Source organism: Asprobacillus argus, assembly GCF_032248395.1.
In the GTDB taxonomy this organism is placed as follows: Bacteria; Bacteroidota; Bacteroidia; order Flavobacteriales; family Flavobacteriaceae; genus Polaribacter; species Polaribacter argus.
The window spans coordinates 1-13,348 of record NZ_JAVTTO010000001.1 but is presented as its reverse complement, the minus strand read 5'-3'; the positions used below and the strand labels follow the sequence as shown (position 1 = coordinate 13,348).

Below are 13,348 nucleotides of genomic sequence, written 5' to 3'. Positions count from 1 at the left end.
GTGCAAAACGGTTTCTATATCATTGAAAGGAAAGTTATTTCCGTTTTTCTTGTTTTTTAGAAGTGTCGTACATAATTGGTGTAGCTACAAATAAAGAAGAATATGTACCAACAACAACTCCGATAATCAATGCAAACATAAATCCTTTAATAGAATCTCCACCGAATAAGAAGATCGCCAACATTACTAATAATGTGGTTAATGAAGTATTGATTGTTCTTCCTAAAGTACTACTCAATGCCTTATCCACTACTTCACTATATTTCCATTTTGTATGGATACCAGCAAACTCTCTAATTCTATCAAAGATAACCACGGTATCATTTAAGGAGTATCCAACTACTGTTAGAATGGCGGCAATAAAGGATTGCCCTATCTCCATGTCAAATGGCATGAACTTATATAGAATAGAGAAAATACCTAATACGATTAGTACATCATGGAATACCGCAATTACTGCACCTAAACTAAATGAGATTTTTCTAAATCGAATAAAGATGTATAGGAATACCACTAGTAATGATCCAAATACTGCCCATAATGCAGATGTTTTAATATCATCCGCGATAGTAGGTTCTACTTTAATATAGCTCATGATAGCATTTCCTGACTTTTCAAATCCAGGCTTAAAGTTTTCATAAGTAGTACCCTCTTTTAAGTATGGTTTTAAACCATCAAATAAAGTTTGTTGTACTTCATCATCAACATTTTCTCCTTCATCTTCAATCTTATAAACGGTTGTTATCTTTAATTGAGCACTTGATCCATATGTTTTTACTTCAGGTAAAGATCCAAAAGAAGGTTGTAACGAGCTTGCAACGTCAGAAGCATTTGTAGGTTGATCAAAACGAACAACGTAAGAACGTCCTCCTTTAAAGTCTACACCCTGCTTTAATCCAATTTGATAGATAGAGAATAAACCAGCTAAGATAATAGCCCCTGAAATAATATAGGCAATCTTACGCTTTCTTAAGAACTCGATATTGATGTTCTGGAACCAGTTCTTAGACAACGAAGTGTTAAAAGTGAGATTTGTTCCTTTGTTGATAGATCCATCTATTAACAAACGTGTAATAAATACAGCTGTTAAGAAAGAAGTAATAATACCTAAGATAAGTGTATAAGCAAATCCTTTAATAGGACCTGTTCCAAATACATAAAGGATAATACCTGTCAATAGCGTAGTAATATTCGCATCAATAATAGCAGATAATGCTCCCTTGAAACTAAATCCTTCTTCTACAGATTGCTTAAGACCTTTCTTCTTAAATAGCCCTTCTTTAATTCTTTCAAATATAATTACGTTGGCATCTACAGACATACCTATTGTTAAGATAATACCTGCAATACCTGGTAATGTAAGTACTGCACCTTGAGAAGCTAACCATCCAAAGATTAGTAACATATTTAATGCTAATGCAACATTAGAGTATAAACCTGCTTTACCATAGTATACAACCATCCAAGCTAATACTAATAAGATTGCTAAACCAAATGATCTAAAACTCGCATCAATTGCTTCCTGGCCTAAAGATGGTCCTACAACTTCTGCTTGAATAATTCTTGCTTGAGCTGGTAATTTACCTGCTTTCAAAACGGTTGCAATATCCTGAGCTTCTTCTACTGTCATACTTCCTCCAGAGATAGAAGTACTACCTCCTGTGATAGGTGTATTTACAGATGGAGCTGTATATACATAATCATCTAAGACTACAGCAACAAACTTTCCTACATTTTCTGTTGTCATTTTACCCCATTTCTTAGCACCATCACTTTTCATGGTCATGCTAACTTCTGGGTTGTTCAATTGATCATATACTTGAGAAGCGTCTGCGATTACATCACCTTCTATAGGAGCAATGTCTCTTCTGTTAGACTTGATAGCGTATAAATTAATACGTGCTGCATTATCAAATGCTTCCGCAGTAACGTTTTCTGGTTTTACTGGGGTATATGATTTATAATCCCATAAAAACTTTGTGTATCGTTGTGCCGCTGGCAAAGAACCTCTTACCTGAGGGTCTCTCAATAGTCCATTAATTCTAGCTGTATCTGCTACTTTCGCAGTTGCAATTACTGAGCTGTTTGCTCCAGTAGGAGCCAAATATGTGAACAACCTTTTTTGTGTTGCAACAGTTGCAGAGTCCTTGTCAGATTCTAATAAGTCATCTAGGTTATCTGTATTGGTTGTGTCTTTTTTCTGTTCAGTTGCGGTATCATCTTTCAACATATTAGCTACCGTCGCATCTGCCTGAATGAAGAAATTATATAACTCTGCGCCAGTATATACTTCCCAGAATTGTAATTCTGCTTTACTAGTAATTAATTTTTTTACACGCTCAATATCTTTAGCGCCTGGTAGTTCGATTTGAATTCTACCTGAAGTACCAACTCTTTGAATGTTAGGTTGAGTAACACCAAACTTATCAATTCTACTTCTTAATACATCAAAAGCTGTTGAGATAGAAGAGTTTATTTCCGCTTGTAAAACAGGTTTTACCTCTTCGTTTGTGTTCTTAAAGTTGATTTTATCGCTTAACCCTTTATTCCCAAAAATACTAGGATCACTCAATTTAACATTTCCATTTGCTTGAGAAGTAACTTGAAATTCATCATAGAAAATGTCTAAATAGTTATCATTACTATCAGTTAACTTTTTATCAGCAGCTTGAAGTGCCTGTTGGAAAGCAATGTTTTTAGAATCATTAGATAGCCCAATCAAAATCTCTTTTACAGAAACTTGTAAAATAGCATTGATACCACCTTTTAGATCCAGACCCAAGTTCAATTCCTTGTCCTTGATATCATTATAGTTAAAGCTTGTAATTCCTAAATCTAAAATATCTTCAGTGGCAACACTGTCAATATATTTTTTTTCAAAACGAGCAAGCGCTTTACCGTCATTCTCATCTGCATATAGTTTTGCATACTCCTTCGCATCATTCTCCACACCACTAGCAAAATATGTAAACGATAATTGGTATAAACTTACCAATCCGAAAAGGATAGCAAATAATTTAATAAGTCCTTTGTTTTGCATCTTCTTTTAATTTATATCGACTTCTTTTTTAAAACGTGCAAATATAGTATTTCAAAAAAGATTAGCCTAATGAAATTGTGTATATTTACTCGCTTTTTATGTAAAAGCGTAAAGAACAAACAACCTAAAAATAAATAAATAGAATGGCGCATTTATCTGATATAGAAATTGCACAGGCAAAAGAACTGCAGCACATTACAAAAATTGCAAGTAAATTATCAATCAAGGAAGATGATTTAGAATTGTATGGGAAGTATAAAGCAAAACTACCACTTCATTTAATTGATGAAGAAAAAGTAAAAGAGAACAATCTAGTACTTGTTACGGCATTAACACCAACACCAGCGGGAGAGGGTAAGACAACCGTATCTATAGGTTTAACTGAAGGGTTAAATAAGATCGGTAAGCAAGCTACCGTAGTTTTGCGTGAACCATCCTTAGGACCTGTCTTCGGAATTAAAGGAGGAGCCGCTGGAGGTGGATATTCTCAAGTGGTACCAATGGAAGACATTAATTTACATTTTACCGGAGATTTTAATGCAGTAGAAAAAGCGAATAACTTATTATCGGCATTGATTGATAATAACCTTCAAAGTAAAGTAAATAACCTAAATATCGATCCCAGAACCATTCTATGGAAACGTGTGATTGATATGAATGATCGCGCATTACGTCAGATAACGATCGGGTTAGGAGGTACGGCAAATGGTATTCCAAGAGAAGATGGTTTCAATATTACACCTGCTTCCGAAGTGATGGCTATTTTATGTATGGCTACAGATTTTGATAATTTGAAGGAGCGATTAGGAAATATTTTTATTGGATTTACATTTGATAAGAAACCTGTATTTGCAAAAGATTTAAATGCAGAAAATGCAATGGCGATTTTGCTGAAAGATGCAATTAAGCCAAATTTAGTGCAAACGTTAGAGGAGAATCCAGCAATTATTCATGGAGGACCTTTTGCAAATATTGCACAAGGAACAAATACGATAATCGCCACTAAAATGGGATTGTCATTGTCAGATTATGCGGTTACCGAAGCCGGATTCGGAGCAGATCTTGGTGCTGAAAAATTCTTAAATATTAAATCAGCTTTTGCAGGATTGAATCCTAAGTGCGTAGTTTTAGTTGCAACAATTAGAGCATTAAGACATCATGGAGGAGCACAAAAAGAAGAATATAATACTCCGAATGTAGAAAGAGTAGCTGAAGGTTTTAAGAACCTTGAAAAGCATATCGAGAACATTAGAAAATATAACATTGAACCAGTTGTAGCTGTGAATTCCTTTATTTCAGATTCTGATGAAGAGGTGAAGTTTGTAGTCGAAGCATGTAGTGAATTAGGTGTGCACGCCGTGGTATCAGAAGGCTGGGCAAAAGGAGGTGAGGGGACACAGGATCTAGCTAGAGCCGTGGTAGATGTAGTTGAAAATAAGGCAACTGAGTTTAAACCACTGTATGACTGGAAAAGCCCTGTAAAAGAAAAAATAGCAACCATAGCTAAAGAAATTTATGGAGCTGATGATGTAATCTATGACAAAAAAGCAATGTTAAACTTACGTAGAATAGATAGACTTGGTTTTAATGATTTTGCGATTTGTATGGCTAAAACGCAGAAGTCTTTTTCAGATGATGATAAACTAATTGGAAGACCTACAGGTTTTTCAGTAACGGTTAGAGAAATAGAAATCGCAGCAGGTGCAGAATTTATCATTCCTATTTTAGGAAAAATGATGCGAATGCCTGGATTACCAGGAAAACCAGCTTCGGAAGGAATGAGTATTGATAATGAAGGTGTTATTTCTGGATTGTCGTAAGAATGTACGAATTTAGGGAAGCAAATAGCACTGAATTTGAGTCACTAGGAGCCTTAATGGTTAAGGTGTATTCTCAATTGGAAGGGTTTCCTTCTGAAGAAGAGCAGCCAGACTATTATCAAAGGTTACGTGAAGTCGGTGTGTTTACTTCCTATCCAAAGGCAAAATTGTTTGTAGCTGTTTCCGAAAAGGGAGTTGTCGATGGAGGTGTTGTATATTTTGGAGATATGAGATTCTATGGAGCCGGAGGAGAGGCCACGATAAACCAAAATGCTGCCGCTTTTAGGTTATTGGCAGTAAATCCAGAAATCAGAGGAAAGGGTTTAGGAAAAGGACTGATAGACTCTTGTCTTGAGCAAGCAAAGAAAGATGGTCATAGAAGTATGGTAATTCATTCTACCAAAACGATGATGGTTGCTTGGAAAATGTATGAACGAATGGGATTTAGACGGTTTACCGAAATTGATTTTGTTCAAGAAGATCTAGAAGTTTATGGGTTTCGTCTCAAGCTTTAAAAAATAAAAAAAACCAGCCATTAGGCTGGTTTTTTTATAATATAGTTAGGACTTAAAATTCTAGTAGCCCATTTGTCTTTTGAACACCAGCTGCAGATTCTGCCATATGCGCTTTTTCCGCATCACTTAGGTCAATAGAAACGATGTTTTCAATACCGTTTTTTCCTAACACTACAGGAACACCAATACATAGATCTGACAAACCATATTCACCCTCAAGCAAAGTAGAACAAGGGAATATTTTCTTTTGATCACATGCAATTGCTTGTACTAAACCAGATACAGCTGCTCCAGGAGCATACCAAGCAGAAGTTCCTAACAATCCAGTTAAGGTTGCTCCACCTACTTTAGTGTCTTGTAATACTTGTTCCAGTCTTTCTTCAGAAATAAACGCTGAAACAGGTACTGAGTTTCTAGTTGCTAATCTAGTTAAAGGAACCATGCCTTTATCAGAGTGACCTCCAATAACCATTCCATCTACATCAGATATAGGAGCGCCTAATGCCTCAGCTAATCTGTATTTAAAACGAGCAGAATCTAATGCTCCACCCATTCCGATGATTCTATTTTTAGGTAATCCAGTAGTTTTGTGAACTAAATAGGTCATAGTGTCCATTGGGTTAGAAACTACAATAATAATGGTGTTTGGAGAATGTTCAATTAAGCTAGAGGAAACTGATTTTACAATTCCTGCATTGATTCCAATTAACTCTTCACGTGTCATTCCAGGTTTACGAGGAATTCCCGAAGTAATTACACAGATATCAGAATCTGCAGTTTTAGCATAATCGTTTGTGCTTCCTGTAATTTTAGTGTCAAAACCGTTTAAAGAAGCTGTTTGCATAAGATCCATTGCCTTACCTTCCGCATATCCTTCTTTGATGTCTAATAAAACGACTTCAGAAGCAAAATTCTTGATAGCAATATATTCAGCACAACTTGCTCCAACGGCACCAGCTCCAACTACTGTAATTTTCATGTGTATAAATTTAGATTTGTTACTTTTTTAGGAGTACAAAAATAGGATAAATTATTGGAAATTAGGATGCATAGAGAAACAAAAAAAGGAACCTAATTAGGTTCCTTTTTAATCGTTTTTTTTATTAAATTATCGGATGCCAATAGAAATTCCAGCCGTAATAGTGTTGTATTCTTGTAAAGTATAATCTGCGAAAATTTTAAAGAAACCTAAACTTAATCTTGCACCTACCGTTGTTCTAAATCCTGAAGCGTCAAAATCTTGATTGATAGGATCCGTTACGGTCCTTGTTATTGTTCCTGCATTATAGTCTAAATCATATTGCCCAAGCATTTTAAATGTAGAGTTACCTCCTGTATACCCAAAACCTCCATAAAAATTAATTATTGGAAAATTTAACGAAGCAATGGCTTGCATGGTAAATGAACTTAATTCAAACTCTGCAGACTGATTATTTCCAGCTACAGAACTGTCATTTTGTAGATCGTAGTCTACATTCATACTAGTATAGGCCGCTAAAAGAGAAACATGTAAAGGTGTTTTTTCCATAGGTCCAAACCAACTTGTAATCTCCTTTTTCAATCCTAAACCGATCAGGTTTCCTTTTACATCATCTGAACCAACTTTTGGAACCAGACGTAACATAGCCTCAAATTTTGCAGGCAATCCAAGATTAAATTGAACAGCAGGTGTTGGCACAGCATTCAATGGTAGGTCATCCTTTACACCTCCTGGCATGGTAAATGTTGCCGCAATGGGAGTACCATTAAAGGTATCTGCAACAGTTAAGGTAGGCTTTAAATTATTCGGACCTGCAACAGTTGCTCCTGTTGGAGATGAGGTACTGGTGATAGAGGTTAAACCTAGATCAGCAAAATTAAACATCTCATCTTTGCTAGGGACAATAGATGCGTTAAGCCCGATGGTAATATCAAAGCCTAAAACTTTATGAACTTTAGCTGTGTGATACCAGCCACTGTTCATACCATATATTAATCCTTTCATGGCTGGATTAACATAGGCTTGCGTAAGTTTATTTGCGTCTGCAATGTTGGCTTGTAGGATTCCTTCTAAACCATCTTGAGCTTTAGCGTTAAAACTAAACGCAAAGACGCTCATAAAAATTAAAATGTACTTTTTCTTCATGTATTTAATGTTTGGTTAATACTACTAATACATAGGGGAGTCTGGGGGTTATAAGAGTAAATATATAAAAAAAAAGCGTATTCATACTGTAGAATACGCTTTTCATTTGTTAATCTTGAGTTATATATTATACATCAATATTTGCATATTTTGCATTTTTCTCAATGAATTCTCTACGAGGAGGAACCTCGTCTCCCATCAGCATAGAAAATACTCTATCGGCTTCAGTTAAGCTATCAATAGTTACTTGACGTAGTGTTCTGAACTCTGGATTCATGGTAGTATCCCATAATTGTTCAGCATTCATCTCTCCTAAACCTTTATATCGTTGGATATTTACGCCTCCGCCCATTTTTTGAGCAATTAGATCACGTTGATTGTCATCCCATGCATATTCTCTCTTTTGTCCTTTTTTAACTAAATATAATGGAGGCGTAGCAATATAAATATATCCTTGCTCGATCATTTCTCTCATGTATCTAAAGAAGAATGTTAAGATCAATGTTGCAATGTGAGAACCATCTACATCGGCATCACACATAATTACGACTTTATGATAACGAACCTTGCTCAAATTTAAAGCCCTTGGATCTTCTTCTGTTCCAATAGAAACTCCTAAAGCTGTAAACATATTTTTGATCTCTTCATTTTCGAAGACTTTATGCTGCATTGCTTTTTCAACATTTAAAATCTTACCACGTAATGGCAGGATAGCTTGAAAATTACGATCTCTACCTTGTTTAGCAGTACCACCTGCCGAATCTCCCTCAACCAAGAATATCTCACAAGCTGCAGGGTCAGTTTCAGAACAGTCAGATAGTTTACCAGGTAAACCACCAATGCTCATTACTGTTTTACGTTGTACCATTTCACGTGCTTTACGCGCAGCATGACGCGCTTGAGCTGCTAAGATTACTTTCTGTACAATTGTTTTAGCATCGTTAGGATTTTCTTCTAAGTAATCTGTTAACATTTCAGATACTGCCTGAGATACTGCAGAGGTAACTTCTCTATTTCCTAACTTAGTTTTTGTTTGTCCTTCAAACTGAGGTTCGGCAACCTTTACAGAAACAATGGCTGTTAATCCTTCACGGAAGTCATCACCAGCAATTTCAAACTTTACATTTTTTAATAAACCTGAATTATCAGCATACTTTTTTAAGGTTCCGGTCAATCCTCTTCTAAAGCCAGAAAGGTGCGTTCCTCCCTCATGTGTATTGATATTGTTTACATAAGAATGTAAATTTTCTGCGTATGAAGTATTATATACTAAAGCCACCTCGACAGGGATGCCATTTTTTTCACCTTCCATAGAAATAACTCCAGCAGTTAACTGCTCACGAGTACTATCTAGGTAGCGAATAAATTCTGGTAAACCTTCATCGCTATAAAACGTTTCTTTAACGTCATTGCCTTCGTCATCTTGATTACGTTTGTCCGTAAGGGTAATGGTAATACCTTTATTTAAGTAAGATAATTCCCTCAAACGTGTAGCTAGAGTATCATAATTATACTCTATGGTCTGAGTGAAAATTGTTTTATCTGGTGAGAACGTAACAATAGTTCCTGTGAAATCTGTTTCTCCAATAGTTTTAACAGGATATAAGGTTTTACCACGCTCATATTCTTGTTGCCAAACTTTTCCTTCTTTATGTACAGTGGCTGTTAAATGTTCAGACAACGCATTTACACAAGAAACACCAACACCGTGCAATCCTCCTGATACTTTATAGGAATCTTTATCAAATTTACCACCTGCTCCAATTTTCGTCATTACAACTTGTAGTGCAGACACTCCTTCTTTCTTATGTATACCAACGGGAATACCACGACCATTATCTTTGGTAGTGATAGAATTGTCTTCATTAATAGTTACATCTATGGTGTCACAATGTCCGGCTAAGGCTTCATCGATAGAGTTATCTACTACTTCATATACTAAGTGATGTAGACCTCTTACACCGACATCTCCAATATACATGGATGGACGCATTCTTACGTGCTCCATTCCTTCTAATGCCTGAATACTGTCAGCTGAATAATTGTGTTGCTTTTGTTCTTCGCTCATACTTGTTTGTTCTATAAATTCGTAAAAAATCATCACTAAAACTAGTGATGAAATTATCTAAACAAATTTACGAAAAAAGCAATTTTTATGAAAGGGAAAAAGGGTTTCAATGTGCTAATTATTAACATTTGTTGATTACTCTAAAAGTGGCTTAAAAGTCTTAAAAATGACTTTAAACTTGATTTGCATTTTTTTGAAAACAGCGATTTTTATTGTTTGATAAAAAAGCCTCGTAAAAGGGCTAATTTGAGTCTCGTAAAATTGTGCTTTTTGTTGAATTTAGCCCAAGATAAAGCACTTTTGACCGAATTGATTGTATTTCAAAATCATGTAAAGGCATGCTTATTGTCCAATAAACTTTGATTTAGAGCGTTTTATTTTAAACAAATATTAATCTACTGTTCATGCATTATTACTATTTTTCTTCATATATTTCCAGTCTGAATAATTGTTAAAGGGGGCTTGAACAATAAAATAGCACGAAAGTGCTATGTAAAAGGTATTTTTAAAAATAAACAATTATGTGTAACCCCCGCAATAAAGGACACTACGGCAAGCTATATAGAAAGGCTACTTTCACCTTGCTATTTTTATTATTTAGTTCTCAAGTTTTTTCGCAACTTAGTATCGTTACGGCTGTAGTGAGCTCATGTAATGGTCAGATTACTATATCTGCTGCAGGAGGCACCACGCCATATACATACGAGTGGTTTGTGTATAACAATGGCACCATGGCTTGGGATGTTATTCCTGGAGAAACCGAACGAATTATTACAGGGTTAGGAGCCGGAAACTACAGAGTAGAGGTTACAGATGCTGCGAGTGCTACTGTTTCAGGTGAATATAGTATTACTGCTGGATTTAATATGCTCGGAACTATTGATTTTGCAGGATTAATATGTGCAGAAGATACAGACTCAGGAGCTATTCGATTTACTTTTGTAAATGGAGTCCCATCATATACGTGGGAACTTAATACACTAGGAGGTAATACCATTCGGAATGGAACCACAACGGATTTGAGTATTACAATTTTAGATGTTCTTGTAGGGAATTATGAATTGGTGTGGGTAGACGCAAATGGATGTGAGGGATCAGAAATGATTGCCGTAACAGCACCACCAACTAGAACACTTACTGTAGATAGTGTGAGTAATGTGAGTTGTTTTAACGGGAACGATGGCTCTGCGGAAATTACCCTTGCGGGCGGCTGGGGTGACGACTATGGAATCCGATTAGTTAGGGTTGTAGGAATCACTGAAGTTCCAGTATTAGGATGGACAAACATTGGTGCAGGACAAAATTATGTAATACCGAATTTAATTGCAGGCGATTATCGAATTTATCATCAAGATAGATTACTATTCCCTCCTTTTTCAACAGATTATGGAATAGATCCTACTGCATATCCTTTATGCGATAAATTTGAGGAATTTACTATTACGGAACCGACGGAATTAACCTATACAGTTTCTGGCGAAGCCTTAGCCTGTTTTGGAGATACAGATGGTAATGTTACTGGAACCATTTCTGGCGGTACTCCACCTTATACTATTCAATTAGATGGCACAGCAACTGTGATTAACGTACTCACCGATGGAGGAGCATTCGATTTTTCAGGATTAGGAGCTGGAAATTATACGTTCACCATAACTGATGACAATGGCTGTATTGCGAATCCGCAAGCAGATATAACACAACCGACTCAACTGCAGAGCGCTTTTATATCTGATCAAGATCCCAGTTGTAATGGAGCTACGGATGGAGAGATTATTGTATCTGCAATTGGAGGAACACCTCCGTATGTTTTTACGGTAAATAGTGTTGTAACAACACCTACATTTATCAACGGAAATAACTATACGTTTGGAAGCCTTGGAGATGGAAGTTATACGATCGTAATTACGGACCAGAGTGGGTGCGCTGCAACACAAATTATTAATGAGGTGCTTCAAGAACCCGCAGGAGTCAATGTCACCATTGCGGGAGAAACTTTAACGTGTTTTGGAGGCTCTGATGGTAATGTTACTGGAACCATAAGTGGAGGAATGGCCCCTTATACCATTCAGTTAGATGGTACAGCAACCATTATAAACGTTCCTACTGATGGAGGGGCTTTTGATTTTATGGGACTTGCTTCTGGCAACTATACATTCACTATTACGGATGCAAATAATTGTACTTCTAATGCAATGGCTTCGGTTGCTCAAAATGATTTGGTAGCAAATGAAGTAATTACAGATGTAACTTGTCCAGCTGGTGCCGATGGGTCTATAACAATAAACCCAACGGGCATTACTGCACCTTTTTCATATTCTTGGACTGCATCGAATGGAGGAATAGTTCCTGCAGGTCAAGAAAATAATCAAAATATTACAAATTTATCAGGAGGAGATTATACGGTAAGTATTACAGATGGGAACATGTGTGTTTTTATGAGAACTTTTACTGTGGTCGAGACCAATGTATTAACGTTAACCGGAGTCCCAACTGATTATAATGGTTTCCAGATTTCAGGTTTTGGTTTGAGTGATGGAGGAATAGATATAACAATGACTGGTGGAGCTATGCCTTACACCTATGCTTGGGTTGCATCCAATGGAGGCGTGATTCCAGTGGGACAACAGACTCAAGAAGATTTAACGGGATTGGTAGCAGGTGATTATCAGGTAACCATTACGGATGCAAATGGCTGTATGATTGTTCAACAGTGGACCCTTAATGAGCCAGCCGATTTGTTAATATCAGAAGTGTTAGCATCTCATCAGAATGTATTGTGTTTTGGAGATACTACTGGAGTTATTGAAGTATCTATAGATCAAAACTCAGTACCTAACTATACGATCACCTTATTAGAAGGTGGAACCGCCAATGTAGTGCAGCAGGCCACCAATCAAGCAGGGCCAACGTATACGTTCAATAACCTAACCTCGGGAACTTATGATGTTACGATCGTAGATGCAAATGGCATCACCAGAAACATCAATGGTATCTTGATCAGTCAACCGGCCAATGGATTAGCAATAGATAGTGCTGTAGTTTCAGATTTCAATGGATTTGGTATTAGCTGTAATGGTGCGAATGACGGAAGTATTGATTTAACGGTTAGTGGAGGAACACCAGGTTATACCTTTTCATGGACTGGTCCAGGAGGCTTTACAGCAGCAACAGAAGATATTAGTGGCTTGGCCTCTGGTACGTATACTGTAACGATTACGGATACGACAGGTGTTTGTGTTATCAACCAACCTTATACGATTACCGAACCCACAGCTTTAGGCTTAACAGCAAACATATCAGATTACAACGGTTTCCAGATCTCAGGTTTTGGTTTGAGTGATGGAAGTATTGATATAACCGTAACAGGAGGTGTAACACCTTACACCTATGCTTGGGTTGCATCCAATGGAGGCGTGATTCCAGTGGGACAACAGACTCAAGAAGACTTAACGGGATTGGTAGCAGGTGATTATCAGGTAACCATTACGGATGCAAATGGCTGTATGATTGTTCAACAGTGGACCCTTAATGAGCCAGCCGATTTGTTAATATCAGAAGTGTTAGCATCCCATCAGAATGTATTGTGTTTTGGAGATACTACTGGAGTTATTGAAGTATCTATAGATCAAAACTCAGTACCTAACTATACGATCACCTTATTAGAAGGTGGAACCGCCAATGTAGTGCAGCAGGCCACCAATCAAGCAGGACCAACGTATACGTTCAATAACCTAACCTCGGGAACTTATGATGTTACGATCGTAGATGCAAATGGCATCA

Annotated in this window: 7 protein-coding genes; 3 read left to right on the top strand and 4 right to left on the bottom strand. The window is 36.7% G+C overall.

Annotated elements, in window-relative coordinates; genetic code table 11:
- Positions 1 to 34: 34 nt before the first annotated feature.
- Positions 35 to 3,040, bottom strand: a complete 3,006-nt coding sequence (gene secDF / locus RQM59_RS00035; RefSeq protein ID WP_349240007.1) for a protein translocase subunit SecDF — start codon at positions 3,038 to 3,040, stop codon at positions 35 to 37.
- Between the two features lie 143 nt (positions 3,041 to 3,183).
- Between secDF and RQM59_RS00030 the strand changes: the two genes are divergently transcribed.
- Together RQM59_RS00030 and RQM59_RS00025 are read left to right on the top strand one after the other, a co-directional pair.
- Positions 3,184 to 4,860 (top strand): formate--tetrahydrofolate ligase, encoded by a 1,677-nt coding sequence (locus RQM59_RS00030; protein WP_349240006.1) that lies wholly within the window; start codon positions 3,184 to 3,186, stop codon positions 4,858 to 4,860.
- A gap of 2 nt (positions 4,861 to 4,862) precedes the next feature.
- Entirely contained in the window at positions 4,863 to 5,375 is a 513-nt protein-coding gene (locus tag RQM59_RS00025) for a GNAT family N-acetyltransferase (protein ID WP_349240005.1), read from the top strand.
- 52 nt (positions 5,376 to 5,427) lie between these two features.
- On the opposite strand, the gene mdh is transcribed toward RQM59_RS00025, so the two are convergent.
- From mdh to gyrB, 3 genes are all read right to left on the bottom strand, one after another.
- Positions 5,428 to 6,354: a malate dehydrogenase gene (mdh, locus tag RQM59_RS00020; protein ID WP_349240004.1), complete on the bottom strand. Its 927-nt coding sequence runs from the start codon at positions 6,352 to 6,354 to the stop codon at positions 5,428 to 5,430.
- 129 nt (positions 6,355 to 6,483) lie between these two features.
- The gene (locus RQM59_RS00015) at positions 6,484 to 7,500 is read right to left on the bottom strand and encodes a DUF6588 family protein (protein ID WP_349240003.1); all 1,017 of its coding nucleotides are present in this window, start codon (positions 7,498 to 7,500) and stop codon (positions 6,484 to 6,486) included.
- A gap of 127 nt (positions 7,501 to 7,627) precedes the next feature.
- Positions 7,628 to 9,568 carry a DNA topoisomerase (ATP-hydrolyzing) subunit B gene (gyrB, locus tag RQM59_RS00010; protein ID WP_349240002.1) on the bottom strand — a complete coding sequence of 647 codons (1,941 nt, stop codon included), beginning with the start codon at positions 9,566 to 9,568 and terminating at the stop codon, positions 7,628 to 7,630.
- Positions 9,569 to 10,089: 521 nt separating this feature from the next.
- On the opposite strand from gyrB, the gene RQM59_RS00005 reads away from it, so the two are divergent.
- On the top strand, positions 10,090 to 13,348 hold a 3,259-nt coding region (locus tag RQM59_RS00005), incomplete at its 3' end, for a SprB repeat-containing protein (protein ID WP_349240001.1).